The organism is Glutamicibacter sp. AGC46 (assembly GCF_053543715.1).
Map to the genome: position 1 here is coordinate 587,853 of NZ_JBLVOJ010000024.1, position 24,274 is coordinate 612,126.

A 24,274-nucleotide genomic window follows, 5' to 3' on the forward strand; every position below is an offset into this window, starting at 1 on the left:
TGCGAAGGTCCAGCCCCGCTGCAATCCACGGTTCTGGCTTGCGGGAATCACTGGATCAGTCTCCCGTCCGGAGCAACCGCATACCAGACCCCGCCTACGCCCTGGCCGTTGGTATCACCGGGCTTGGCGTCCTAGACGGGGAGGATTTCCGCCGATCCCTACCATGGTGATGGCTCATAGTCCTTGAGGAAGCAGCCATACAGGTCAATGCCGCGTTCCCCGTCAACGATCGGCTGGTACACCCGGGCCGCGCCATCAATCAGGTCCAAGGGGGCGTGCCATCCGTCGGCGACTTTCCGGACCTTCGCATCATGCGGGCGCTCATCGGTGATCCACCCGGTGTCCACCGCGCTCATGAGGATCCGGTCGGTCTTCAGCATCTCTTCCGCGCTGGTGCGGGTGAGCATGTTCAGTGAGGCCTTGGCCATATTGGTGTGCGGGTGCCCGGCACCCTTGTAGCGGCGGGAGAACTGGCCTTCCATCGCCGAGACGTTCACGATGTACTTGCGCCGGGCCCCGCTGGCGGCCAAGGCCGGGCGCAGCCGTGAAGCGAGCAGGAACGGGGCGGTGACATTGCACAACTGCACTTCGAGCATTTCCAGGGCATCAACATCACCCAGGATCTGCGTCCAGGAATTCTCCGTCACCACGTCCGGGATCAAGCCCCCGGCATCGATTGCGGTTCCCGCTGCGATTCGTTCCAGCGATGCGGAGCCGGCCCGCATGGCCAGATCTGCCAGTTGCTGCGCATCGTAGCTTTCCGATGCCGCAGGGGCCAGCAGTGCTGATTCTTCCAGGCGGAAGGCACTGGCCAGGGCCTTGGGATGCTCGGAGGGCGGGTTCGCTTCGCCCCACAGCTCCGGTCCCCCGTTGCCAGGCAGCAACTGCGCGGCCAGGGGCTGCTGCTCGGATTCGACCAGATGCTGGTAGGAGTTGGCCGTGCGCCGCACGGTCTGGGCGGCGTTGTTGATCAGGATATCGAGCGGTCCTTCGGCAGCGACGCGGTCGGCCAGGGAGATGACCTGTGCCGGGTCGCGCAAGTCGATGCCGGCAATGCGCAGCCGGTGCATCCATTCGGCGCTGTCCTCCAGTGCCGCGAAGCGTCGTGCGGCGTCCTTGGGAAAACGCGTGGTGATGGTGGTGTGGGCTCCATCGCGCAGCAGCCGCAGCGCGATGTGCATGCCGATTTTGGCTCGCCCGCCGGTCAGCAAGGCGCGCTTGCCGCTCAGGTCCGCGCGCGCGTCCCTGCGTTCGCGTCCCTGTGCGGCGCAGTCAGGGCAGAGATAATGGTGGAAGGCATCCACGGTGGTGTAGCGCTGCTTGCAGATGTAGCAGCCGCGCGGCTTGCGGAATTCCCCGGCGCTTGCGCTTCCGGTTGAACTGCTCAGGTCCAGGCCGAGGGTTTCGTCATCCAGCCGTTGCGGCGAGCCGGTGGCGGTGCGCTCGATCACGGCCCTGTCCGCGGCACTGATCTCGGCACGCTTTTGGGACTTGCGGTAGCGCTTGGCCGCCTTGAACATGTTGCTGGTGGCCCTGCGCACGGCAATGTGCCGTTCATCCTCGGGATCCAGCTGGTGCACCACCGACAGGACCTTCAAAGCGGCGGATAGTTCTGCTTCGGTAAACAGTTCGGTTTCTGGTGCCTGCAAAGGCAGCGGCGTAGGTTCAGTCATCTCCCCACCAATTTTACGCGGTGGGCAGCGCCCTATTTTCCCTTGGCGAGATCGGCGAGCGTGGCAATGAGCAGGCGGCGCTCGACGAGCTTGATGCGCTCATGCAGCGATTCCTCGGTGTCGTGCTCTTCAATCGGCACGGCTTCCTGGCGCAGGATCGGACCGGTATCAACCCCGGCATCGGCAATGTGCACGGTGCAGCCGGTGACCTTCACGCCGTAGGCCAGCGCATCGCGCACGCCGTGGGCGCCGGGGAAGGACGGCAGCAGCGCAGGGTGGGTGTTGATGTAGGTGCCGTCGAAGGCGTTGATGAATTCCTCGCCGACGATGCGCATGAAACCGGAGGAGACAACATAGTCCGGGGCGTAGGACAAGCACTTTCCGGTGAGCGCATGGTTCCATTCGCCGCGATCCGCGTAGTCCTTGAAGTTCACGACGAACGTTTCGATTCCGGCTTCAGCCGAACGCTGCACGCCGTAGGTGCCGTGCTTATCCGCTCCCACGGCCGCAATCTCGACATTGTCCAGCTGGCCGTCGGCCACTGCGTCGATGACTGCCTGGAGATTAGAACCGGTACCTGAAACCAAAACCACAATGCGCATGAATTCAATTCTACGGTTCGCCGGGTCCGGCGCTTCATCCCGGACGCAATGTTGCATGGCGTTTCGATCCGCAGGCCTTTTCCCGGCACCGTTGCCGCGCCGGCCCTAGACTGGCCGTAAGAGCGCCATTCGAAGTGGAGAAGTTGATGAGCCAGATAGTTCCCGACGGCAAGGACTGGACCGTTGTCCTGGAGGCGGTGTGCGCGCAGTGCGCCGTCGATGTGCGCGGCATCTCGCCCGGCGATGCCATGACCCAGCTTCCGGTGTGCGTGGACCGCTACATCGAGGTGCTCGCGCGCCCCGATGCCCAGACCCGCACGAACCCTGCCCGCTGGAGCGACCAGGAGTACGTGGCCCACGTCGCCGAAATGCTGCAGGTGATGACCGGGCGCCTGGACCTGATGCTTGAGCACGATGACCCGACGTTCCCCAACTGGGACCAGGACCGGGCCGCCGACGAGAGAAACTACAATTCGCTGCCTGCAGGGCAGGTCGCCGAGCTGTTGCGCGAAAGCGCCGCCCGCTACGCCGCGAAGCTGTCGAGCATCGACCCGGCGCAGTATTCCCGCCGCGGCCTGCGCTCGAACGGTGCCGCGTTTACCATTGAAACGCTGAATCAGTATGCCTGGCATGACGTCATGCATCATCTGTGGGATCTGGCTCCGCAGACCAGCTAGCCGCGCCCGACACAAACGAAGGGGCCAAATGGCAGGTGCACTGCCCTTTGGCTAGACTTCTTGGCGTACGCGCGAAAACAGTTCTACATAAGGAGCCAGGCAGTCATGCCCAAGGCATATTTCGGGAAAATTTCTGCACTGGCTTTCACCGGGCTGCTGTCCTTGACCGCGTGTTCTGCCGGGATTCCGCAGACCGGTGAATCCGCTGTTCCAGTCCCATCGGCTGAAGAATACATGCCGCTTCTGGTGCAAACGCAGGATGATGATGACAAGCTTCCCGAAGGCTTTGAGGATACCGAGTCCTACGACGCAGAAACCCGTCACCTGCTGGCCACCTCGGACTTCGGCAGGCACTACGTTGCCGTAGGCAGCGAAGGCCAGCTGTGCATGATCGCCGTTCCCAAGCCTGTGGAAGAAGATGGCGATTACGAGATTGCCGGGACCACCTGCCCGACGATGGATTATGTGGTCCAGAACGGTATTCCGCTCAAGGTCGATGGCGGTGAAAACAGCTTCAAGACCGTCACCTACCTGATGCCGGCTGGCATCAGCGACGTGACGGTGGAGAACTCCATCTCCGAGCTTCGCGCCGAGCATCCCGAACTTGAAGCCGAGGATATCCAGGTAGTTGCCGAGAATGATTCGGTGCTGCTGGTGATGGAGGAGTCGACTGCCAGTGCGCTGGGGACGATCACCATCAGCCGCCCCGATGGCGATCCGCTGGTCCTGGCCAGCCTGACCTAAGCCAACAGCGGCAAGACTCTAGCCTTCGAGTACCGGGTCGGTCTCGAACAGCGGGGCAATCAGGTAGCCGATCGCGGTGCCCACGCCGATTTGCAGTGCCAGGGCACCTGCGGTCGCCCACATGTTCGGGCCGATCTCTACCAGTCGCCCAATGGCCAGGGAGCCGGATGACAGCCAGGAACCGATCAGGCTCAGCAGCCCGCAGACAATGCCGGTGAAGACCGCCAAGGACGCGGTCGATGCCGCCAGCGACAGGGCATTGAACGGAATGCGACGGGCAAACCAGTCTTCGAGGTGGTTCTCGCCTACGCGCAGGAAGTACCAGCCGGCCACGATGCCCGCGGCCACGGGAATCAGCAGGAACAGCCATTGATGGGCCATCTCGCCTGAAGGAAGGGAAGCCAGCATCGGAATCGACGGCAGCGGACCCACCGTGGTTTCCAAGGTGGACAGGGTGCTGCCGGTACCGATGCTGAAACCGCCGCCGCTGATCCAGGACAAGACCCAGAACACTGCGTTCGGGATGAAGGACAGCTGCACCGTGGTCAGCGCGGCCGAACCGATCGGGCCGGGGCGCAGCTCCTGCGACACGTTGGCGACGTCGGTCCAGTGCACGCCCAGGTTGATGGCCAGCAGCAATCCGGAGATTCCCACGGCAGCGACATAGCCGAGGAACCCGGCCACGATCACATGCCATACGTAGGATCCGGCCCAGCGGCGATGCGGTGAGATCCGCTGGATATAGGCGGCCGTATCGACACCGAAAAGGCGAGCCCAGGAGCCTGCTTCGCGGCGCGCGCCAATGATCAGGCCCACCAGCGCGATGATCAGCGGAATGAAGGTCGCCGCGATGATATTGACCCGCGCATGCGCGTTATTGGCGAGGAACCCGATACCGGTACCGATGGCCCCGTAGGCCACGAAGGCGCCGAGCAGCCCTTGCCAGAGCTGGTCGGTGTAGGAAGCGCGAGCGATGCGCCGTCCTGCACGCAAGCAGAACAAGAACGGCAATAGCGATAGCCCCAACGGGATCAGCGTGACCCATCCGGTCACTGAACTGGGGTCACCTTCGGGGCCGAGATTCAGGATCTCCACTGGCACGCCGTGGATGAGCAGCCAAATGAGGCCGCCGAACTGCAAGATGGCCTCAAACGAGTCTTCGAGGAAGCCTCCACTGAAATAGACGGCGACCAGCGGCAGCGTGATCAGGGCAAGGCAAAAGACCACGGATTGCAGTATCTCGAAGACCCCTTGCAACGCCAGGGGCATTGGCCAGCCGTTGCGCAGGCGCAACATCACTGCCTTCATGGGTTTCTTTTCGCGGCTCATCATCTTCAATGTTGCCATCATTGGCGCCGACCGGCCTCGATCGACGCGCAATGATGGCCTGAAGGGTTGCCTAGAACACTGGGCTAATAGCTATCCGGTGCAGCGCTTTGGGCCTCGGAATTGAAGCTTGCAGCCAGTGCTTCGGTGGCACGCGCCAGCAGTGCCACGTCGGCACCCACGCCTACATAGTCCGCGCCGGCGGCCATGTATTCGCGGGCGCTCTTCTGGTCGAAGGCGTTGACCCCGGCATACTTGCCTGCGGCCTTGGCGGCATTGATGGACTTGATCACCGCAGCGACCACGTCCGGGTGGCTCTGCTGGCCGATGACGCCCATGGAGGCGGCCAAGTCCGATGGACCGATGAAAATCCCGTCAACACCTTCGGTGGCAACGATTTCCTCGACGTTCCGCACCGCTTCATCCGCTTCGATTTGAACCATGATGGTGATGGTCTCATCAGCGCGGGTCAGGTACTCGGGGATGCGGTTCCAGCGAGCCGAGCGGGCCAGGGCGGAACCGACGCCGCGTACGCCCTTGGGCGGGTACTGGCAGGAGGCGACGGCAGCGGCGGCTTGCTGGGCATCATTGACCATCGGGATGATCAGCGACTGCACGCCCAGGTCCAGGAACTGCTTGATCACCACCGGATCGTTGACCGCAGGGCGGACCACCGGAACGACCGGGTAGCTGCGCACGGCCTGCAGCTGGGCCAAGATGTTCTGCAGGTCGTTGGGCGAATGCTCGCCATCGATGAACAACCAATCGAACCCTGCGCCTGCGCAGATCTCAGCGATCAGCGGGGAGGCCGAACAGACCCAGATGCCTGCCAACGAGTGGTCGGCGTCCTTGAGCGCGTCTTTCAGCGACGGATCCGCTTCTACTCGAAATGACATGTCACAGTTCCTAGCGGTCCGTAATCGGCAAAGACGGTATCCCCTGCATTGACCCACATCGGGCGGGTGAAGGATCCGGCCAGGATGATTTCCCCGGCCTTGAGCTTGTCGCCGTGCGGGGCAATCTTGTTGGCCAGCCAGTACACGCCAGCGGCAGGGTGGTTCAGCACACCGGCTGCGACGCCGGTTTCTTCGACGGTCTGGTTCTTGAACAAGATCCCGGAGACCCAACGCAAATCGATGTTCTCCGGCTTGACCGGGTTGCCGCCGATCACCATGGCACCCATGGCGGCGTTGTCGCTGATGGTATCCACAATGGTGCGGCCTTCCATCTCCACGCGGGCATCGAGGATTTCCAAAGCGGGGATGACGTATTCGGTAGCTTCGAGCACATCGAAAATGTTCGCCCGCGGGCCTTCGATGTCCTTCTTGAGCTTGAAGGCCAGCTCCATCTCCACGCGGGCACCGGTGAAGTCTTCCCACTTCAGCTTCGCACCGGAATCGTAGACCATGTCATCGAAGATGATTCCGTAGTCAGGCTCGGTGATTCCGGTAGCCATCTGCATGGCGCGGGAGGTCAGCCCGATCTTGCGGCCGACCAGCACGCGGCCAGCGGCTTCGGAGCGCTGGCGCCACAGGTTCTGGACCCGGTAGGAATCTTCTACCGTCATTTCTGGATAGCGTGCGGTCAGACGCGGCACGGGAGTCCGTGTCTCGCCGGCCTGGACCAGCTCATCGGCAATGGCCGTGATTGTTTCCTCGGATAGCATCGACGGCTACACCTTTCACTACTGTTCAAACCTCTTGGGGCTGCCGCCATCTCGAAGAGATGACTTAGCTCACGGTTCTTGATCGTACCGAGGTTCGAGATTGAAGGCACATCGTACTAACATTCTGCTCGACTTTTCGTGGTCCTTCGGGCTCCTTTTCGCAAAAGATTTGGCCCACCGCCATGCGCCCCGGTGCGGGTACATGGCCGTGGGCCCAACCTGGCGGAACGGCCGACTCAGGATCCGGATTTGAGGTTTGCCAGCAACGCCTCGAAGGGCAGTGAGGAGAGTTCATCATCGGGGTCGGCGAATTCGCTGACCGAGGGAGCGATGGAACGGGTATCCCCCAAATCCGCATCAGCGGAGAATTCCCCTTCGTTCAGGGACAGCGCCAGGACGACTTCTCGCGCAACCCGGCGAGCGCGATCTGCCAGCGTGCCAGTCAGCCCCTGACCCCCGAAGTCTTCCGAAGCCGCGAAAACCGTTGTCGGCATGATCTGCGCCCTGAGGTAGGAGAAGATCGGACGCATGGCGTAGTCAACCGCGAGCTGGTGCCGCTGGGTTCCCGCGGTGGCAGCGAGCACGACCGGTTTTCCGTTGAGCGATTTAGGGTCCAGGATATCGAGGAAGGACTTGAAGAGGCCTGAGACCGAGGCCGTGAAGACCGGGGTGACGGCAACGAGCACGTCCGCATTCACCACTGCGTCGATAACTTTTTGCAGGCCCGGGGCGGCGAAACCGGTCAGCATATTATTAGTGATTTCACCAGCATGCTCACGCAGTTCGATATTGCTCACGTCGGCTTGCACGCCGGCGGCAGCTAGCTGCGCGGCAATATTCTCTCCGATTTGCTGGCCCAGCAGCGAGGAGCTCGATGGGGTTCCCAGCCCACCGCTGATGACGACTACTGACTTGCTCACTGTTCTTGCCTTTCACTATTTATATGCGTATGCATGTATCAACGGCGGGGTCGCCGGACGTATTCCCGGCATCGGCAGTTCTTTTCGCCTCGTCAGCTCAATTCGGTTTTTCACTATTGTGACGGTCGCAATCTTATTGATAATATCTGCATATGAGCACTCCGAAGCCACAGACCGAGAATCAGCGCGCAATTGAAGATGGCGTCCGCACTGACTTCAAAAACACGATGTCCTACGGCGGCTACCTTGATCTGGAACGCATCCTGTCAGCGCAGCATCCGGTCAGCGTTCCCGAGCACCACGATGAAATGCTCTTCATCATCCAGCACCAGACCAGCGAACTGTGGCTCAAGCTCATGCTCCATGAACTCCTCGAAGCACGCCGCCTGCTGGGCCTCGATGACTTCGGCAAAGCCCTGAAATGCCTTGCCCGGGTAAAGCACATCCAGAAGACCCTGACCGAACAGTGGTCGGTCCTGGCGACCTTGACACCGCGCGAATATGCACAGTTCCGCGACTTCCTCGGCTCTTCCTCCGGCTTCCAGTCCTTCCAGTACCGCGCCGTGGAGTTCATTCTGGGCAACAAGCATGAAGTCATGCTCAAGGTCCACGAGGCAGATCCAAAGGCCCACGAGCTACTGTCCAAACTGCTTCACGAGCCAGGTCTCTACGATGTGTTCCTGGCCGCCCTGTCCCGCCACGGTTACGACATTCCCGAAGACGTGCTTTCACGGGACTTCACCAAGCCTTGGGCATTCCAGGAGGCACTGGTGCCAATATTCAAGGATATCTACGAGTCCGAGGACACCCGCTGGGGCTTCTACCAAGCCTGCGAGGACCTGGTAGACGTCGAGGACAACTTCCAGGCATGGCGCTTCCGCCATATGCGCGTTGTCCAGCGCACCATCGGATTCAAGCGCGGCACCGGTGGCTCCTCGGGCGTTGACTTCCTCAAGCGCGCCCTGGACCTGACCTTTTTCCCAGAGCTGTTCGCGGTGCGTACCGAAATTGGCAAGTAGCACCTCCCTCACGGCTCTGAGCCTCGATGACTTCGAGGCGAGATGCGGAAGCGCCACCTCGATTATCCGCACAATTACCGGCCTCTATATACGGCATGAGAAAACTCCGGTGGCGCGCACCCGAATAGTGGAACTGGCACATGCTGCCGGAGTTTCGGTCCCTGCGGCGCAAACCGCCATCTCCCGACTGATTGACCGGGAAGTGCTGGAAGCAGCGCAATCTTCCACCTTGCGCGTTTCGAGCGCGGCGCAACAAATGTTCGAGCGTGGCACCAGAAGAATATTCACCCCGCGCCAAATGTCAGGCAGTGATCCCTGGTGCCTGGTGGCCTACTCGCTGCCGGAGACCTTGCGCTCCTTGCGCCACCAGGTACGCAAGCATTTCTTGCAGCTTGGCGGCGGCACGCTCGGCTCCGGATTATGGATTTTCCCCGAGTACCTGCGAGAGGAAGTATCGGCGGTGCTCAATGCCCTGGGAGCCAGGGAACACGCGACGCTTTTTACCGCCCAGCAACCATACTTCCCCGGAACACCGCAGCAGGCTGCCGGGCAGTGGTGGGATCTTGAGCGCCTGGGCACGCTGCATCGAGCGTTCCTGGAGAGCACCGCTTCCCTGGATTCCAGCGACATTGCTCCGCCCAGTGCTTATCGGGGGTATGTCACGATGGTCGATTCATGGCGTGCTCTGCCCTACCTTGACCCCGGCTTGCCGGAGTTCATGCTGCCCGCCCACTGGCCTGGCGATGAGAGCAGGGAACGTTTCTTGGCACTGTCCACCGCATTCCAGGAATCGGCCTTGCTCTTCGCACGCTCGCTTCTGGCTTCGTAGTTCCAGACTGGTTCATCTTCTCCATACGGAGCAGGCGGACCAGGGTAGTCCAGCCCCTGGCCTGCCATGCTGAAGGAGCATAACCTCTAGTCGGTAAATGAGAACTTGATCTTCGTCGAACTGAATGAGGGAAAATGCAAATTAGTCAAGATCGCTCCCCGCGCATCCGCGATTCTAGTTTTGGAAGGCAGTCTGGTGCGCTAAGAAAACTTTTATCTCTATTTTCCGCTTTCACCGTAATGTTCCTGTTGCTGTCATTTCTCACTGCTGTGGACGCCCAGGCATCTTCCACGGACAAGCCGGAAACCAGCATGCGGGTATTAAGCGAAGTAGAGGTGGGATCAACTGCACGTGGCGTAATCGTGGGAGGCAACAAACTCACACGAGTCTGCTCTCCTAAAAAGTGCGTTTCCGTCCCAAAATCAAAGATCTGCACCGTTGGTAGCGGATGTGGTAAGGCTATTTATAAGGAATACAAAGGCTATTGCTCATCATCTACAGCCTGCTTTACCTACAAGGGCAAAAATTACGTATACACAGGGTTTAAGCCCACTGCTGCTCAAATGTCCCAAGCGCGTAAGTGCGCTGCAGGGCTAGGTGTGACTTGGCTCGGAGCTATTGCCGGCGGTCCTCTAGGGATTACAATACTAGGAGTTTCAGTAACTCTCTGGAGTTGCGGCTAGGAGAATATTCAATGAACAAAAGGTCCATTTCACCCCTTATTGCTTGGGTAGTTTCTGCGCTCTGTCTTCTCATCGGAATCTGGCAGATTAGTACCAATGCGTTTTGGCAAGGTGTCGCGCTTGTTGCTTTAGCACTAATTTGGGCCGTCGTAGCCTTACGACAATCCCGAAAGGCAAAGGTGTAAGGCTAGAAATACCCAAAAGCTACTAATCAACCCCTCATAGATTTTGGGTCTTCCCACAGACATAAGTGTTTGAGCATTATCAGCAAATCGTACAAAACGTTCGGCTGGAAGGCTCCAGCCGAACGTTTTGGTTAGATAGGTTCATTTCGCGGGACCGAAAACACCCCAATCGTAAGGGGTGGTTTCCGAATCCGTCGAATATACGATGCGAGGGATCTCGACGTCCTGTAAATACCGTTTGCAAAACAATGGCGAAGCTTCCGCAAGACCCGAAGTCTTCGGGTGAGAATCCTTGCCAGTTGCCACATGCGAACCGATGTAATGGCTTTTAACCATTGCAATACCCCGCGCCTACGTACGTCGGATGTTTGCTGTGAATGGAACGGGTCAGAGGTCAGAGAAAGTTCTATTTCTGGCGGCGAATCGCGCTACCGTCGGCTATTTACTTTTTACAAACCACCCTACTTTTGTGCTGAAGTGGCCTTCTTTTATTTGATCACACACGTTGTAGTCACATCCGGCTCTGCCAATGAAGGAACGCAGTATCCATCATCTCCAGACGCCACGGCAGCATCGTGCCCTCGGCTCGCCTTTGGTGCTGGACATGAAGCCGGACTCCGAGGATCCGCTCGGCCTCCGAGGAATAGTTCTGATACCTCGGCGTCCGATGATAGGTAGCCGCGAATTCGATTAGCGAGGTCAGCCGTGCCCGCCAGGCCTCATCCAGCTCCTGCTGGTGCACATCGATATTCCAGCCTGTGAGGTCCTCTAACAAAACGCTCTTAGGGATAGACAATTGAGTTGTTGCGGTGGGCTCGTCGCTGCTCGAGCACCCACCGGTGCATCCGTGACTCTGCTTCTTCCCCGTCGTGGTGCGGGAGCCGGCCGTGGGTTTTCTGGAATTCCAGGACTTCGGCAAGTTTCTTGCGCCATCTGACCGTCGGACGGTCCGGTCCCCTGACTGCCAGTGCTGCTTCATGTTTTCCACGAAAACCGGGTTCATAGTGCTCACGCCGCTGCAGGTGGTAGTGGATAGTTGCTGCACCACGATGGCACAGGTCAGTGATCTCGCGGGCAGTCAGACTGGCAAGATGCATTTGGTCCCATTCAGGATGCCTGGATACTTTCCAGCTAACCATGGCTCCAGGCTACAACACAGTGAACAGTGTGGGCTTGCGGCTGAGGCAGCCTGGAATTCGAGTAGTGCGGGCAACGATATTTCATTGCCGGTGGGAGAGTATCACCGGAAATCTTCAGACGTTCGGATCCGTGCGGTTGCCGCTGAGCTCGGCGGTGCCGGCGGAAGGTTTAGCTGTCAGCGCTGCGGGACCAATGCTGCATGAGTCTTTGCTGGGCTTGCTGTTCGCTCAATCCTGAAATCTCTTGTGTGGACAGATGAAGTTGTTCTACGAGCGCAGCTTCCATCCACTCGGGCAAGACAGATCCCCGTGCGGGTTCAGGTTGAGCTTCAACGGATTCGTAGAGCCGTCCCATCTGGACAATGACGTCTTTGAGCGATTGAATCTTCGGGTCATCGCCCATGCGTGCGACCCGTGAGGTGAGCTCATCGTAAACCTCGCCATCCGAACGAGCTCCAACAGCCCAGACCTCAGAAATATCAAGAATTGGGCGGCCGGACGCGTCTTCGGTAATGCGCCATACGATTCTCCAGTCGCGATCGCCAACGACCAACTTGCGGAAACCGACTAGCGCAACGAGCAAGGGCTCGCCAGCCTCAGGAGATTTTTCGAGTAGCAGCATCTTCTTGAACACGGATCGCACGATCTGTGGATCCTTTTTGTGAAGACGATGCAGGTCAGATACTGCGTCTTCAGTTAGCCGGACGATGCACAGGCGGTCTTGAGGCTGATTCACGAATTATCAGACTGGGCTTCTTCGGCGTTTTCCGCCTCAAGTTCTGCGCGGTTCAAATTAAAGAATTCCATCGCATGGTCGAGCGTCGTGCGCACGCCGCTATCAGTGGCAAAGCGTGCCATCACCAACGCAGCATCGCGAAGAGTATCCCGGTCATGGCGCAGCTGAGCGATTTCCTTCGCGGAAACGACTTCGGCCACGACCTTGCCATGGCGCGACAAAGGGGTATCCCGGCCCTCTTCGGCGGCGGCGACAAGCGCAGAGAGTCCCGCACGTGATGCTTCGGTGATACTCAAAGTAGTCATATGAAAAACTATATAGATTTCTACCTAGATTTCCTAGGGGTTTCCATTCGGGAGTAGCGGAAGTTTTGTCAAAAACGGCGTCAGGAACGACTGAAGGGCATGGCGCCGATGGAATATCGATGCCATGCCCTTACGGCCTAATGCGGGACCATGATTTAGCTAGTCCAATTTTCGGGACCAATTTCATATCCCGTACATTAATCCCGCCCTTCAAAAGGAATGCGGCACAGAAATTAACTAATTCTTACACCCTTGGCCGCAACAGCATAATCGCCAAATGAGTAGCAAGTATTGTGGTTCGACACCGGTCCGCGCAAGGTGCTCCAGTAGTGCTGGTTCCCGTAGTAGTACCGGGTCTGACCACGATTTGCGCCAGGGCAGAGGTAGCGAACATTGTTGTACTTACTTATGTTGGCTTCTCCCTTGTTGGCGAAGCAAAGCACGTTTTTTCCGTCCTGGCCACGCCAGCGGTACCAATCAATGCGATTACCGCAGGTCACGATGTTGATAAATGGTTGGAAAATTGGGGCATCGCTCAGGTAGAGCGGGCTATCGGTTGCGGGCATTTGAGTTTCTTCCAACGCTTCGATATCAACCAGTTCCTGGTCTGAAATCGGAGTTCCCTCGGTTGGATCGACTTCAACAATGGTGACGCCTTCATCAATTGCCCATTGCGGAGTTTCAGCTTCAGCTGCTGAGGCGATTCCCGGGATAAGGGAGAAGGCCAAGGCGACTATGCCAGCCTTCGCAGCCAATGTGGCTCGTTTCATGAAAGTTCCTTAAAAATAGCGAGAGATCAACGCATACAACATACGTCGATCTCATGCTATGTAGATTTAAGGTGTGAGGCAAGTTGTTGCCAAGTCAATTATTCGCCCTGGTACGTAGGCGCTACTTCGCCCCCTCCTAAAACCTCTACGCCATCAATAATCATCGGATCAGATGGGGTGGTTCGAGCATTCTCTTGAATCATTCCGGCGGGGACAGTGATCTGCGTAACCTCGTGATTCGAGATTGCTGAAGCTCCCGCAACTCCTCCGAGTACCAGTACGGCAGCAATAAGGGCAGTGGGTAACAGAATTTTCATTGCTTTTTCCTCTTTGAGTGGGGTGGGGTCGGACAGTGAAGTGAATCCATGCGCAATTCTCAAACGAGTGCCGGCCACAAGAGCTCCGGTGACGACGTCAGCCGACGGGATATCCAACTCGCTGCAATCCCGAAGATCCGCCCTCCATTGCTCAGAACGTGCCTGCCGCAGATGCGCCGGGGTCACGAAAAGCGATAGTCGAAAAAGCGCTCGTACTAGCAACGTCTGACTCATGCGAGTTTCCTGGATTGAAAACCAGCACCCATAGCGGGCTTCGGCCTCTGGGTAGAGACGTACTCCTGGGCATACTTGACAGCCTCCGCTGCCAACTTAAAGTACCGCCGGCGGGGCCCCTTGCGAGACAGGTCCGTATCCCACTCGCTCGTAATCCAGCCAGCATCCTCCAAGCGTTCCAGAATCGGGTAAACCGTTCCCGTCTTCAACCCGGTCATCTTCACAATCTGGAGACCCCAGATCGCCTCAGGTGATTCCATGAGCGCACCAACAACAGCAGCTGTTGCAGGGGTGTGCCTCGTCAAACGTTCCATAACTCCATGCTACCTATGTAGATTTAGGTAGTCAACCTGAACCTCTCACCAATCTTCAGAATTACCATCACCAAGTAATATTGACGGTCGAGTCCAGCGGACCTCTGGCCATGGTGCGGACAGATACCAGATCATCGGCAAGATGCAGCGTCTCTGCGAATTCCAATTGCGTCCGCTGTTCCAACTCCCCCACCGAGACCTGGTACACCCTGAATTCATCCAACGCCAGCGCTACCCGCAGCTGATCGAGATCCTGGGTCAAGAGAAAAGCACGAGCTTTCAGCACGCCGCCCTCCTTGAAAGCAATGAGTTTCCAGTACTCCGAAGGCAAACCAACGCCGCGATACACCTGGTCGCCAGGCTGGAAGACCGGCCCGCCAAAGACACTCACCTTGAGGTCTTCAACATCAACTTGCTCGTAGAGCGCATTCTCCAGCTGGCCCCAAATCCCCTCTTGGCCGCTCTGGTTGAAGTCATCCATCTGCGGCGCAATGTTCGTGTAAAAAAAGGAATCCTCATTGGCTTGCCGCGCTTCTGCAACCTGACCCCACACCAGATCCGCACGACGAGCAATATGCCCACGATCCAGCCGATTGCCTTGATACAGCTCATTACCTGATTGAAACCCTTCAGGCAGCCTAGGGCCCTTGGCGAAATCAATGCCCGAACGACTCAACCGCTTGGTTGAAGCACCGTCGATGTTCCAGGCAACCCAGCGCGCCAACCGGCGGGACTTGCCCAGCGACAGGGAAAAGTGGGTATAAGGAATGACGTTTGACCCGTCCCACAGCACCGCGTCTTGTGAAGCCTCAGTGTCCAAGAGCGGCAACGCTACACGAGTTCCCAGGAAGCCCGGGTCATACCCAGTGCGATGAACCGGGGCAAGGATCTGATGGCTCCTGGTAGACAAGGTGATTACCCCTTTCGTTAATGCTCGTGAGAGTACGTGCAAGGTGCCTTGAGTCCAGCCTACGGCCCATCAGCGCTCGCATCTAAGGAACTTGTAAACGCCATAGTATGTTCAACGCTAGGCAATCCTCGACCATGAAATATATAAAAACAGATCAACCGTTATCAGCCTTGGCCAGATAGACGCACGTGACAACTTCCGCACCCCTGATTTTTATCCGGCCAGAAACCCAAACAGCACGCAGCAGCTACCGGCCGGCTTCAGGCACAGCACACGGTATGTCCCCATCAGGCGGCAAATAACGGACACCACATATTGATACAGCCTGAACAACAACTTGTGGTGCTTCCATAACACCGAAACTTGCCTGCATAGGTGGTCATCATCTACCAGCAGCTACCGTTCGAACTACGCCAAGAAAAGCATTGAAATCACCGGGATAGAAATGATCGCTAATCCTGAAGTAAGAACTATAGTCGTGGCCGTAGCTTCCGAGTTCTCATCCTCTGCTTGCGCCAATATGAAGGCGGTGGCGGAGGTCGGCATGGCGGCCATCAAAATCAGAGCCTGATACCAATCTCCTGGCATTGGGGGAAGAAGCGCTGCGATAGCGACCGTGATGAGCGGAAGTGCTAACAGTTTACTGGCCGTGCCCGTGATCAGCGGTAGGACTGAAATTCGTCCTTCATTCAACGATTTAACAGTTCGACTCAGCGTGAGACCGATGGCAAAGAGTGCACCTGGCGCTGCTGCCACGGCGAGTAAGTCAGTTGTCTGCACAACCGGAGCTGGAAGTTCGATTTTCACCAAAGCTACTAGTAGGCCAGCAGCAATTCCCCAAACCACAGGATTCTTGAGAATCGCTTTATCGACTGCTGCTTTTATTTTTGCGCCATTGGATCCGTGGGATTGTCCCCCGGCTAGCAGTGGGAACAGCACCGGGTAGAGCAGCATGAAGTATAGGTTGTGGGTCAATTGGCCGATTCCGGCGGCCAGTCCCGCTTGTGATCCCACGAGTCCTATAACAACTGGCACACCTAGGTAGGCGACGTTTCCGTACCCGGAGCTCAGGGCATACTGAAGCGCTTTGGTCTTGTTTTGCCGTAGTAATAACCTGCTGATCGAGATGTTGAAGACAGCGAATATCGTGCAGGAAACAATGACAATTATTGGAAATGCCGGTGGGATGCCATCGTCCAGTGGTGCTTCAGCGACGACTTTGAAAAGTAGTGCAGGAAGCGCGATATAGAAAACAAAGGCGCTGATGGCAGGTTCTGCCCCTGTCCCGAACTTTGCTGAACGACTAGCGAAGAAGCCAATGAGCATAATAAGGAACAGCGGCAGAACACTGAGAAGAACATTAACTAGCATGAGATGAGTTCGTTAGCTCCATCAAGTAGTTTCAATGCACGATAGATGGTGTTGTGTATTGGCACCTCTACTGCGTGCGCAGCTGCGATACGGACTACAGCGCCGCTTTGCTCTTCGATTTCTGAAGGTCGGCCCGCGGCCAAGTCACGCTGCATCGAGGCAGTGCTATCCGGCTTGAAAGCATCGTACTGATCCATCATCTTGGCTACATCTGATTCGTCAAGTGTGGCGCCGGCAACAGTTGAAAGCCGGGCGACCTCCCTCATCGCATCCTGGACAAGGCTTCGGCTAAGCTCGTTGGTTCGGGTGCGGCCGACTGGTTCACGTGACAGCGCGCCAACGCCGCCATATGATGTGATCAGCATGAATTTTCGCCACATGTCTGTCACGATATCCGTCGAAATTATGGCTTGAACGTGTGCTTCGATCAGGGCAATTTCAAGGTCGCGCACTCGGTTGGTTACGCTGCCGTCCAATTCTCCGAGAGTAATCGCTGGTTGACCTCCGACATGGTGCACGATACCTGGCTCGACTAGGTACGAGATAATCATGCAAACACCGCCCAAAGCATGACCTTCACCTAGTGCCTCCGTGATTTGCTGGGAGGCAGTCACACCATTCTGAAGGGGCAATACAGCAGTGTCTTGACCGATAAGTGCCGATGCTGTGCTCAAGACATCTTTTACTTGCCCCGCTTTGCTAGCCATGATCACAGCATCGCATTCACCAATCTGAGCAGCGTCTGTGGTGATGCTTGCTGGTTGCACAGTAAACCCCGAAATGCCGTCCCCTGTCGTTACCTGCAAACCCTTGAGACGAACAGGTTCGATGTGGCGTTCAGTGGCGACAATATGTACCTCATGCCCGGCGCGCGTCAGCACTGCTGCAAAGTATGCTCCGACGCCCCCGGCTCCTACAACACCGATCTTCATGCTTTGACCTCAACTCGTTCCTGAAGCAGTTCCATTGCCACGCTCTGGACCTCGTCGAGGCGGACAACATCGCTATGTAGGTCATGGATAGCCTGCATGACCTTCGCGTACTGCGCCTCTTTCTGGGGGTAGAGGTGGTTCTGCAGTTTATCGTTCAGGCGATCAATGATGGCTTGAACGAATCCAGGATCAGTAAGTTGTTCCTGTGGGAACCCGGCATTAATGAGGATCTGTTCGATCGTGTCGGGGAATAGACCGACTGGATTGAGGAAGTAACGAACCGAGCGTTCGATGTCCAAGAAGTCGGGCACATTGACAATTCCCGCGTTTTCTTCCTCAGTCAAAATGCCGCTCACAGGGCGGTAAACCGATGGCGCAACCAAGAAAGTTTCTTCTGCCAGGGAAGCGACCTTAATTAGTTTCTGGGTATCGAGGGGAGTTCCCTTGACTGTGATGCCGCGTTCTTCGAAGATCTTGCTCAAAACTTCGAGGTTTGCCAGTCCAGCACGGTTACCGAAGCCTGCGACACCGCCTTCGACAATCTGGAAACCGTTGAAAATTGATGCCAGAGAATTTGCTAGCCCCAGACCGCGATCATCATGAGAGTGAAGGTAGAAGTTGGTGGCAGGGAAATCACGGGTCAGATTTGCTGCCAGAATGGCGGTTGCGTCGGGAATCAAGGAACCGATGGAATCATTCACACGGACGAGATCAATACCGAGTTCGCTGACTCGTCGGATTTGGCGGCTGATGAACTCGTACCGTTCTTCTTCGATGTGAGTCGAGAAGGCGTTCAAAATGCTCGATCGGAATGATCCTACTCCGATTTCGCTCAAGCGGCCGTGGACTTTGGTGAGGAGGTCTTCTTCTTCGTGGAACTCGACCATTCCCAATGAAACTTGGATCTGCGAGAGGTAATCCGTGGGAAGCTTGGCCAGAATGTGAGAAATTGGTTCCCAAGACTTCAGTGTCAGGTTGAAAACAAATTTCGTGTCCGGATGGATGCGGCCAAAGTACTGCTGTGCGTCTAGGCAACGCAGCAGGAACTTTGGTTCCTGGATGCCTGAGCCCATGTCGATGTCGCGGATACCAGCATCCGACAAGGCTTCGACGAGCTGTAGTTTTCGCTCATCAGTTGCGCCGAAGAGGGCTCGTTCAAGGCCCTCACGGATCGTTTCATCCGAAACTCCGGCGATTTCAAAATTTTCGTATCTAGGGGTATGCCCCGCAGGCAGCTTTAGTGCCATAGTGTGAGTCTCCTGGAATGAAGTTTGATGATGCCCCTAGTAGCGGTCTCCACCATCACAACATTAAATTTCAAATGGTGGAAGCAAATAACCAGAGTGTGAAATTTTGATTTGTGCTGCTTCTCTTCATAATCGGCCACAAAGGACCCAGTAGATGTACAGATGATTCACTTCAGAACATTCTCTTTGCATAAGTGCTCTGTCAGACAATGATTTCCATCTGCAAGCGTAGAATCAGGATTGTATAGACGGTGAGTGCAAGCCCCCGTTGCGGGTTGGACAAAAAATTTTGGACACCTGGGGAAGTACTACCGGAAAATCACCTGGCCAACACCGTGATGGCATGTCTCCTCCCATGAGATGCAGCTACAAGGGATCAAGTAGTGAAAAGCCCACTGGATGAACAAGGGTTCCTGGTAGTCCAGGAGGATAAAGACACACTGCACCCGTCCAGCTCGGAGCCACCTCGCCAGGACAATGGAAGCAAATAGGAACGCCGACGGTAGGTCCCTTGCCACCGAGATTGGGATGGCAGCGTGGTACTCAAGGGTGCCGAAAGTACTTTCCACCCGCTTCAGCCGCACGCCACCGTCGAATTGAGCGGGGCGTTGCGGGGCGTCGAAGGCGAACAGCGCATGAGCGGTCCGAGCCAAGGAGAATCGCACCGACCCGGTACGCCCTTGGACACTGCGCGCCCGAACCAAAGCGATGACGGCAGCAGCGAGCCCGTAGCCAGTGGCGTGGTCCAAAGCCTGCACCGGCAATGCGCCCGGTGATTGCCCGTTACCACGGTAAGCCTCCGAGATGCCGGTGGCAGCTTGCACGATACTGTCGAACCCGCGCCGTTGGGCCCAGGGTCCTTCGAAGCCCCACGCACCTAATTCAGCAACAACGAGCTGCGGGTACCGCTGGGCTAATTCATCCCCGCCAAGCCCTGCCTTGGCCAAAGCCCCGGGGCGATAGCCCAAGAGGACGGCATCAGCATCCTGCAGCAGTTCGTGGATCCGCGCCTGCCCTGCTGCGTTTTTCAAATCCAGCAGCGTGCTGCGCTTGCCGAATCCGGTATCAACATATTGCCAAGGCAATTCGGGGAGCAGCGGCCCATCCACGCGCAAGACCTGTGCGCCAAGGGCTGCCAGCGTCCTGGTTGCGGTGGGGCCAGCGATAACCCGTGTGAGATCCAGAACCTTCAACCTTCGAAGGGGCATTGCTGCACGCGGGTCAAATTTCCAGACCGGAGCCGAACCTGTTGGGCGCATGCGGAATTGAGCCCAGTGCCCGCTGCCGGCCGCTTGGCCCTCTGCCGAGCTGAGCCACTGTTGACGGGATCGCACCTGCGCGGCTATTCCACCAGCGGCGACGATGCGTTCTTGGGCATCGTGGGCACAAAGGCTTGCCACTGCGTCGGCGATGTCAATCCCCGAAGATGTTCCCAATGCAGAGTGGAGCGCGCGTTCATGGTGAGGGTAATTCGCGTGGGTTCTGATCCAGCCGTCGGCCGTTCGGTAGAATCCCGAATATCGAGCAAAACCTTGTGGTTTCTGCCCCGCGATGCGCAAGTGGGCAGAGGACGCGAAGGCAGCTGCGATATCCGGCGTCGCCGTGGCGAGCCATGGTGAGGCAGCGGCAAGATCATTAAGGGCGGAACATACCAAGCCAACGGATAGAGCTGCGAGCTTCTCCGCGTTCAAAGGACCAGCCCACCAAACCGCGGGCCCAGTAACAGGGCAATCACCTGCCGTCTCGAGCAATCTGTGCGCGGTAAACCCCGAACCCAGGATATGGCCCTCGGCCACGCGCTCATCTTCGGAATGCAGCATGAACCTCAGCCTATACGCGGAAAATCACCACTTCGATCCAGGCAGTCGGTAAACGGAAAACCCGCGTCGCGTAAAAATACACGACGCGGGTTATCTGAAGCTCTGCGGAATTAGTTCGCTGGAACGTTCAGGGTCTGCCCGACCATGATCAGGTCTGGGTTGCTCAGCTGGTCGTCATTCAAGACGAACAGGCCACGCCAGTCCTTGACGCCAAGCTGGTCGGCAACCTTAGCCAAGGTATCGCCGGACTTGACGGTGTAGTCCTTGCCCGAATCGGTCACGTCAATGTTGAACACTGGTGCCTTTGGAGCTGGAGCAGCGTGCTTTGGAGCTGCCTGCTGCTTAGGAGCCTGCTTCTGAACCGGAGCTGCCTGCTGCTTAGGTGCTGCCTGCTGCTTTGGTGCTGCCTGCTGCTTTGGTGCTGCCTGCTGCTTTGGTGCTGCCTGCTGCTTTGGTGCTGCCTGCTGCTGAGGAGCCTGCTTCTGCGGAGTCGCGGAACCCGAAGGGGAACCGCTAATGCCCAGCTTTGCGGTACATGCTGGCCATGCGCCCCAACCCTGGGATGCCTGGACCTTGGTTGCAACGCGAATCTGCTCGGCCTTCGAAGCCTGGTGAGGCATGCCCGAACCGCCAAACGCCTTCCAAGTGGACAGCGAGAACTGCAGGCCACCGTAGTAGCCATTGCCGGTGTTGATGGACCAGTTGCCACCGGACTCGCACTGAGCCAGCTTGTCCCAGGTGCCTGCGGCATTAGCTGGTGCGGAAGCTGCAACGATTGCGGTGCCGGCAACTGCAACGGCGGCCAGCGAGGCTCCACCGCGGCGGATCAAGTTCTTGGTCTTCTGCTGGATCATGATTCTCCAGTTGCTCTTCCCGCGCTCAGGTCTTCCTAGACCATCCTCGTGCACCACTCAGCGTCGCATTTCGACTTTGATTAAATACTGCCCTGGTGAGCGGTTTGGAAGTCCCGGCAGTACCTGTTTCCCCATAACACTGCGAGTGTTATCGAAACGTTATGAATGACCATAACGCACCAACCCACCACCCTCGCAACTCAGGAAACGGTCAGAAACCCCGTAAATACAGGTCAATTGGCCAGAAAAAAATTTTGAATCGGGTCGGAAAATCACCATGATCCCCATATCAAGCAACGAAAATGTTACTTTCCAAAAGTGGAGATTATCCAGCTCGCTGTGATATAGCTTGCAATTCATTTGTGGGCCGTGCCCAGCTCCCTTCAAGGTTGCATGCCGCCTTCGCCAAAGCTGGAATAGCTGCGTCCAAAAACCCCGGCGTCGGGCAACCCGAAGGGGCAATTTTTCTCCGGCAGACGGCCTTTTCCTCGCTGCCACTTGCAAGACCTCCCGGGCGATGGACACACCGCGACGTTCAAGCAACAGGACAGCTGAATTGCCCTGAGGTAATTTGTTTCAAGAAGCCAGCGCTGTAGGTTTGATTTCATCAGTCAGACAGGGGAACTCAATGCCAGTACGAGGCAGCACAAGCAAAGACCGATTCATGGAATCCTTGACCTGCTACCCCCGGGCCCTGCGGGAATTCTTTCGCAACGATGGACTAGACGTTGCAGCTTCCCTATCCTATTTCATGGTTCTTGCCATGTTCCCCGGATTACTGGCATTGATCTCGCTCCTGTCTTTGGCCGGTGCCAGCGAAAGCGGCACCAAATGGATTATGGAGCTGCTAGAGCAGAGCCTCGCCCCGAACGGACAATCTGCAAGTAGCGACTCCCAGCAATTGCTCGACACGGCCGAACAGCTGCTCGCTGGCTTGGCATCCCAAGCTAGCGGAACGTTCTGGGCAATCCTGGCCGGTTCACTCGGCGCGCTGTGGAGTACTTCTGGATATGTCACGGCATTCAGCCGCGCGTTGAACCGGCTGTACGGGGCGCCGGAAGGCCGCCCCCAGTGGAAGCGCCGTCCTCAGATGTTCCTGATTACCGTGCTGATCATGCTGGTTGCCGTCGTGACCCTGGTGCTGCTGCTCGCTTCTGGCTCCGTCGCCCGCGGAATCGGCAATATTATTGGCATGGGCGACAGCTTTGTGCTCGTGCTGAATATCGCCAAGCCGCCATTGATGCTCATTATGCTGCTCCTGGTTCTAGCCTTGCTTTACTACTTCACCCCCAACGTCAAGCCAACGAAATTCCGCTGGTTCTCGCCCGGCACACTGACAGCTCTGGTGATCCTGGGACTGTCGGTATTCGGTTTCAGTATTTATGTTTCGCAGTTCGCCAGCTACTCCGCCACCTACGGAACCATTGGCGGGGTGATCATCTTGATTCTTGCTTGCTGGATCAGCAACATCGCTTTGCTCCTCGGAGCCTTGGTGGATATCGAATTCATCCGCCTCCGCCAGCTTCGCACGGGCATGCCTGCCATAGATGACGTACTTCTTCCACTGCGTGATGACACGTTAGTAGCCAAGCAGGAATTGGCAACATACAAGGACCTCGTCCAGGCCCAGGAAATCCGTATCAAGCACGGTGGCGACCCGCTGCAAGATATGGAGAGGGATCCATCCACGAAGCCTAAGCGCAAGACGAAGCTGCTCCCCATGGGGCTGGTTGCCGTGGCGGCCTGGACCGCTAGCCGCATGAAAACCAAACGCGATCTGCGCAGGGGCTCAGAATAGTCCCGATAAGCTCTGCAGTGCCCACCACAGGCCGCCGGAACCCAGAACAAGAATCACCACAACCCACAATGAGGCGAAGGTCCGGGTAGCCTCGGCGATCAGGTACGCATCGGACTGGGCGATATCGTGGCGTCTCCAAACATGTACCGAAAGAAGCTTGACGAAGTCTTTTAGGCCAGCCAGCAGCAAGAACCCGGCGATAAGCAAAGCCAGGTACAGGTACGCTTCGACCGGCGCAAAGAAGACTACTGCCAATGCCACGAGTGCACTAATAGTGCACACAATAAAGGCCGGCCAATTTCGGACAAAGATCAGCGCCAGCAGGAACAGCAACGCGTAGATGCCGAGCGCCCGCCCGGAATAGCCCGTGGATATGCCCCACAGCATCAAAGCTGAAACCCATATCGGTGCGGGGTACCCGAAAATCCCGGAGATGATGACAGAAATCTTGCCCCGTCCAATGCTCCGCACTTCTCCGGAATGATCCCAGCCCAGCCGCAAGCCAGCCACGTATCTGCCCGTGAATAAGGCCGCGATGATATGGCCGAGCTCATGAATCAGCGTGGAGTACAAGCCGGTGATCCGCCAGACCGGACGAGGGACCACCAATAGCAGGATCAAGGACGCAACGATCAGCCACTGCCACTGGTTCAGGGCCACGTTCACCGGCTGCGAGAGCCGCTCCCAGGCCTGGGCAATATCTAGATTCATTCCTGCTCCTCATCGGCGTTCGGTATTACTCATTCTTGCAAGCCCCACCGGCCACAAAGTGACCGGCGAGTGCATTTCCCGACTTTCTGGGAAACATCACAGGTGACGGGCATAGTCTGCAAAGCGGAACACTGTGCCGTATATCTGGAGGAGTCTCATGTCTCGCATCGTTTCAACCGCCTTGGCCACCACCGGTTTAGTGGGCGGTTACGCTACCGGTCGTGCCACCAAGAAGCGCCCGCTGGCTGCCGTTGTGCTCGGTGCTGCAGGTGCCGGCGCCTTCCTGCTTTGGAAGAAAGATGCTGGAACCGCTAAAGCCATTGCCTTGATCAGCGCCTATCTCGGAGGCTTCGGCGCTTCGCATCCGCTGGCCAAGAAAATCGGTGCGTGGCCAGCGGTGAACTCGGTGACTGCCGGCGTTGCCATTCTCTCGCTCGTTCTTGGCGGCCCCAAGGAGAACAAAGACGAGCTGTCCTAAGCGGCATCAGCGAA

At 57.4% G+C, this 24,274-nt stretch carries 26 protein-coding genes and 2 pseudogenes; 8 read left to right on the forward strand and 20 right to left on the reverse strand.

Translation table 11 applies throughout. The features are described 5' to 3' along the window. Positions 1-47 precede the first annotated feature (47 nt). The 3 genes and pseudogenes from ACNPM8_RS14670 to purN form a co-directional block, all read right to left on the reverse strand. Positions 48-128, reverse strand: a pseudogene (locus tag ACNPM8_RS14670) (hypothetical protein); the annotation flags it as partial. A 30-nt stretch (positions 129-158) separates the two neighbouring features. Beyond that, positions 159-1,673: an SDR family oxidoreductase gene (locus ACNPM8_RS14675; protein ID WP_105657362.1), complete on the reverse strand. Its 1,515-nt coding sequence runs from the start codon at positions 1,671-1,673 to the stop codon at positions 159-161. Positions 1,674-1,705: 32 nt separating this feature from the next. Further along, on the reverse strand, positions 1,706-2,275 hold the full coding sequence (purN, locus tag ACNPM8_RS14680) for a phosphoribosylglycinamide formyltransferase (protein ID WP_133833195.1): 570 nt from the start codon (positions 2,273-2,275) through the stop codon (positions 1,706-1,708). A gap of 146 nt (positions 2,276-2,421) precedes the next feature. On the opposite strand from purN, the gene ACNPM8_RS14685 reads away from it, so the two are divergent. After that, entirely contained in the window at positions 2,422-2,952 is a 531-nt protein-coding gene (locus ACNPM8_RS14685; protein WP_434693692.1) for a DinB family protein, read from the forward strand. 105 nt (positions 2,953-3,057) lie between these two features. Then, a complete protein-coding gene (locus ACNPM8_RS14690) occupies positions 3,058-3,696 on the forward strand; it encodes a hypothetical protein (protein ID WP_434693690.1) in 639 nt (212 codons plus the stop codon). Positions 3,697-3,714: 18 nt separating this feature from the next. Here the strand turns inward: ACNPM8_RS14690 and ACNPM8_RS14695 are convergent, their stop codons facing one another. The 4 genes from ACNPM8_RS14695 to ACNPM8_RS14710 all read right to left on the reverse strand — a co-directional run bounded on the left by ACNPM8_RS14695 (position 3,715) and on the right by ACNPM8_RS14710 (position 7,608). Then, positions 3,715-5,025, reverse strand: coding sequence for a cell division protein PerM (locus ACNPM8_RS14695; protein WP_448940096.1), 1,311 nt, complete (start codon positions 5,023-5,025; stop codon positions 3,715-3,717). An 83-nt stretch (positions 5,026-5,108) separates the two neighbouring features. After that, on the reverse strand, positions 5,109-5,918 hold the full coding sequence (locus ACNPM8_RS14700) for an aldolase/citrate lyase family protein (protein WP_105657358.1): 810 nt from the start codon (positions 5,916-5,918) through the stop codon (positions 5,109-5,111). Next, positions 5,903-6,688 carry a 2-oxo-hept-4-ene-1,7-dioate hydratase gene (gene hpaH / locus ACNPM8_RS14705; RefSeq protein ID WP_105657357.1) on the reverse strand — a complete coding sequence of 262 codons (786 nt, stop codon included), beginning with the start codon at positions 6,686-6,688 and terminating at the stop codon, positions 5,903-5,905. Before hpaH ends, ACNPM8_RS14700 begins: the two co-directional genes overlap by 16 nt. Before the next feature lie 236 nt (positions 6,689-6,924). After that, positions 6,925-7,608, reverse strand: coding sequence for a CE1759 family FMN reductase (locus ACNPM8_RS14710; RefSeq protein ID WP_434693683.1), 684 nt, complete (start codon positions 7,606-7,608; stop codon positions 6,925-6,927). Positions 7,609-7,760: 152 nt separating this feature from the next. Between ACNPM8_RS14710 and kynA the strand changes: the two genes are divergently transcribed. From kynA to ACNPM8_RS14725, 3 genes are all read left to right on the forward strand, one after another. Beyond that, complete coding sequence (kynA, locus tag ACNPM8_RS14715; RefSeq protein WP_448940097.1) at positions 7,761-8,627, forward strand: tryptophan 2,3-dioxygenase; 867 nt, start codon at positions 7,761-7,763, stop codon at positions 8,625-8,627. Positions 8,628-8,736: 109 nt separating this feature from the next. Further along, positions 8,737-9,456 (forward strand): PaaX family transcriptional regulator, encoded by a 720-nt coding sequence (locus ACNPM8_RS14720; RefSeq protein ID WP_332489148.1) that lies wholly within the window; start codon positions 8,737-8,739, stop codon positions 9,454-9,456. A gap of 134 nt (positions 9,457-9,590) precedes the next feature. Then, positions 9,591-10,139, forward strand: coding sequence for a hypothetical protein (locus ACNPM8_RS14725; protein WP_448940098.1), 549 nt, complete (start codon positions 9,591-9,593; stop codon positions 10,137-10,139). A gap of 967 nt (positions 10,140-11,106) precedes the next feature. On the opposite strand, the gene ACNPM8_RS14730 is transcribed toward ACNPM8_RS14725, so the two are convergent. From ACNPM8_RS14730 to ACNPM8_RS14740, 3 genes are all read right to left on the reverse strand, one after another. Further along, positions 11,107-11,421, reverse strand: coding sequence for a hypothetical protein (locus ACNPM8_RS14730; RefSeq protein ID WP_434693681.1), 315 nt, complete (start codon positions 11,419-11,421; stop codon positions 11,107-11,109). Positions 11,422-11,632: 211 nt separating this feature from the next. Then, positions 11,633-12,199 (reverse strand): type II toxin-antitoxin system RelE/ParE family toxin, encoded by a 567-nt coding sequence (locus ACNPM8_RS14735; RefSeq protein ID WP_434693679.1) that lies wholly within the window; start codon positions 12,197-12,199, stop codon positions 11,633-11,635. After that, positions 12,196-12,504 (reverse strand): type II toxin-antitoxin system Phd/YefM family antitoxin, encoded by a 309-nt coding sequence (locus tag ACNPM8_RS14740; RefSeq protein WP_400291405.1) that lies wholly within the window; start codon positions 12,502-12,504, stop codon positions 12,196-12,198. Before ACNPM8_RS14740 ends, ACNPM8_RS14735 begins: the two co-directional genes overlap by 4 nt. Before the next feature lie 69 nt (positions 12,505-12,573). On the opposite strand from ACNPM8_RS14740, the pseudogene ACNPM8_RS14745 reads away from it, so the two are divergent. Further along, positions 12,574-12,645: pseudogene (locus tag ACNPM8_RS14745) on the forward strand (IS3 family transposase); the annotation flags it as partial. Positions 12,646-12,737: 92 nt separating this feature from the next. Here the strand turns inward: ACNPM8_RS14745 and ACNPM8_RS14750 are convergent. The 9 genes from ACNPM8_RS14750 to ACNPM8_RS14790 form a co-directional block, all read right to left on the reverse strand. Further along, positions 12,738-13,274, reverse strand: a complete 537-nt coding sequence (locus tag ACNPM8_RS14750; RefSeq protein ID WP_434693677.1) for a hypothetical protein — start codon at positions 13,272-13,274, stop codon at positions 12,738-12,740. 98 nt (positions 13,275-13,372) lie between these two features. Further along, on the reverse strand, positions 13,373-13,825 hold the full coding sequence (locus ACNPM8_RS14755; protein WP_434693675.1) for a hypothetical protein: 453 nt from the start codon (positions 13,823-13,825) through the stop codon (positions 13,373-13,375). Beyond that, positions 13,822-14,139, reverse strand: coding sequence for a PadR family transcriptional regulator (locus tag ACNPM8_RS14760; protein ID WP_448940099.1), 318 nt, complete (start codon positions 14,137-14,139; stop codon positions 13,822-13,824). Before ACNPM8_RS14760 ends, ACNPM8_RS14755 begins: the two co-directional genes overlap by 4 nt. Before the next feature lie 67 nt (positions 14,140-14,206). Next, positions 14,207-14,959, reverse strand: a complete 753-nt coding sequence (locus ACNPM8_RS14765) for a DNA/RNA non-specific endonuclease (RefSeq protein ID WP_448940100.1) — start codon at positions 14,957-14,959, stop codon at positions 14,207-14,209. 498 nt (positions 14,960-15,457) lie between these two features. Next, positions 15,458-16,420, reverse strand: coding sequence for an AEC family transporter (locus tag ACNPM8_RS14770; protein WP_434693672.1), 963 nt, complete (start codon positions 16,418-16,420; stop codon positions 15,458-15,460). Beyond that, a complete protein-coding gene (locus tag ACNPM8_RS14775) occupies positions 16,414-17,352 on the reverse strand; it encodes a 2-dehydropantoate 2-reductase (RefSeq protein ID WP_434693669.1) in 939 nt (312 codons plus the stop codon). The genes ACNPM8_RS14770 and ACNPM8_RS14775 overlap by 7 nt, the downstream gene beginning before the upstream one ends. Continuing rightward, positions 17,349-18,599, reverse strand: coding sequence for a hypothetical protein (locus ACNPM8_RS14780; RefSeq protein ID WP_434693667.1), 1,251 nt, complete (start codon positions 18,597-18,599; stop codon positions 17,349-17,351). The genes ACNPM8_RS14775 and ACNPM8_RS14780 overlap by 4 nt, the downstream gene beginning before the upstream one ends. A 308-nt stretch (positions 18,600-18,907) precedes the next feature. Next, entirely contained in the window at positions 18,908-19,999 is a 1,092-nt protein-coding gene (locus ACNPM8_RS14785) for a CoA transferase (protein WP_434693665.1), read from the reverse strand. A gap of 530 nt (positions 20,000-20,529) precedes the next feature. Then, a complete protein-coding gene (locus tag ACNPM8_RS14790) occupies positions 20,530-21,273 on the reverse strand; it encodes a LysM peptidoglycan-binding domain-containing protein (RefSeq protein ID WP_105661631.1) in 744 nt (247 codons plus the stop codon). A gap of 664 nt (positions 21,274-21,937) precedes the next feature. Here ACNPM8_RS14790 and ACNPM8_RS14795 point away from each other — a divergent pair. Next, a complete protein-coding gene (locus ACNPM8_RS14795; RefSeq protein ID WP_166650682.1) occupies positions 21,938-23,071 on the forward strand; it encodes a YihY/virulence factor BrkB family protein in 1,134 nt (377 codons plus the stop codon). Here the strand turns inward: ACNPM8_RS14795 and ACNPM8_RS14800 are convergent. Further along, positions 23,063-23,782: a M50 family metallopeptidase gene (locus ACNPM8_RS14800; protein ID WP_434693663.1), complete on the reverse strand. Its 720-nt coding sequence runs from the start codon at positions 23,780-23,782 to the stop codon at positions 23,063-23,065. The genes ACNPM8_RS14795 and ACNPM8_RS14800 overlap by 9 nt on opposite strands. Positions 23,783-23,939: 157 nt before the next feature. On the opposite strand from ACNPM8_RS14800, the gene ACNPM8_RS14805 reads away from it, so the two are divergent. Further along, the gene (locus ACNPM8_RS14805) at positions 23,940-24,260 is read left to right on the forward strand and encodes a hypothetical protein (protein ID WP_434693662.1); all 321 of its coding nucleotides are present in this window, start codon (positions 23,940-23,942) and stop codon (positions 24,258-24,260) included. Positions 24,261-24,274: the final 14 nt, after the last annotated feature.

Coding starts and splice junctions, on each gene's coding strand:
- ACNPM8_RS14675 (WP_105657362.1), bottom strand. CDS start 1,673: ATGACTGAACCTACGCCGCTGCCTTTGCAGGCACCAGAAACCGAACTG.
- purN (WP_133833195.1), bottom strand. CDS start 2,275: ATGCGCATTGTGGTTTTGGTTTCAGGTACCGGTTCTAATCTCCAGGCA.
- ACNPM8_RS14685 (WP_434693692.1), top strand. CDS start 2,422: ATGAGCCAGATAGTTCCCGACGGCAAGGACTGGACCGTTGTCCTGGAG.
- ACNPM8_RS14690 (WP_434693690.1), top strand. CDS start 3,058: ATGCCCAAGGCATATTTCGGGAAAATTTCTGCACTGGCTTTCACCGGG.
- ACNPM8_RS14695 (WP_448940096.1), bottom strand. CDS start 5,025: ATGAGCCGCGAAAAGAAACCCATGAAGGCAGTGATGTTGCGCCTGCGC.
- ACNPM8_RS14700 (WP_105657358.1), bottom strand. CDS start 5,918: ATGTCATTTCGAGTAGAAGCGGATCCGTCGCTGAAAGACGCGCTCAAG.
- hpaH (WP_105657357.1), bottom strand. CDS start 6,688: ATGCTATCCGAGGAAACAATCACGGCCATTGCCGATGAGCTGGTCCAG.
- kynA (WP_448940097.1), top strand. CDS start 7,761: ATGAGCACTCCGAAGCCACAGACCGAGAATCAGCGCGCAATTGAAGAT.
- ACNPM8_RS14725 (WP_448940098.1), top strand. CDS start 9,591: ATGCAAATTAGTCAAGATCGCTCCCCGCGCATCCGCGATTCTAGTTTT.
- ACNPM8_RS14730 (WP_434693681.1), bottom strand. CDS start 11,421: ATGCATCTTGCCAGTCTGACTGCCCGCGAGATCACTGACCTGTGCCAT.
- ACNPM8_RS14740 (WP_400291405.1), bottom strand. CDS start 12,504: ATGACTACTTTGAGTATCACCGAAGCATCACGTGCGGGACTCTCTGCG.
- ACNPM8_RS14750 (WP_434693677.1), bottom strand. CDS start 13,274: ATGAAACGAGCCACATTGGCTGCGAAGGCTGGCATAGTCGCCTTGGCC.
- ACNPM8_RS14755 (WP_434693675.1), bottom strand. CDS start 13,825: ATGAGTCAGACGTTGCTAGTACGAGCGCTTTTTCGACTATCGCTTTTC.
- ACNPM8_RS14760 (WP_448940099.1), bottom strand. CDS start 14,139: ATGGAACGTTTGACGAGGCACACCCCTGCAACAGCTGCTGTTGTTGGT.
- ACNPM8_RS14770 (WP_434693672.1), bottom strand. CDS start 16,420: ATGCTAGTTAATGTTCTTCTCAGTGTTCTGCCGCTGTTCCTTATTATG.
- ACNPM8_RS14775 (WP_434693669.1), bottom strand. CDS start 17,352: ATGAAGATCGGTGTTGTAGGAGCCGGGGGCGTCGGAGCATACTTTGCA.
- ACNPM8_RS14780 (WP_434693667.1), bottom strand. CDS start 18,599: ATGGCACTAAAGCTGCCTGCGGGGCATACCCCTAGATACGAAAATTTT.
- ACNPM8_RS14790 (WP_105661631.1), bottom strand. CDS start 21,273: ATGATCCAGCAGAAGACCAAGAACTTGATCCGCCGCGGTGGAGCCTCG.
- ACNPM8_RS14795 (WP_166650682.1), top strand. CDS start 21,938: ATGGAATCCTTGACCTGCTACCCCCGGGCCCTGCGGGAATTCTTTCGC.
- ACNPM8_RS14800 (WP_434693663.1), bottom strand. CDS start 23,782: ATGAATCTAGATATTGCCCAGGCCTGGGAGCGGCTCTCGCAGCCGGTG.
- ACNPM8_RS14805 (WP_434693662.1), top strand. CDS start 23,940: ATGTCTCGCATCGTTTCAACCGCCTTGGCCACCACCGGTTTAGTGGGC.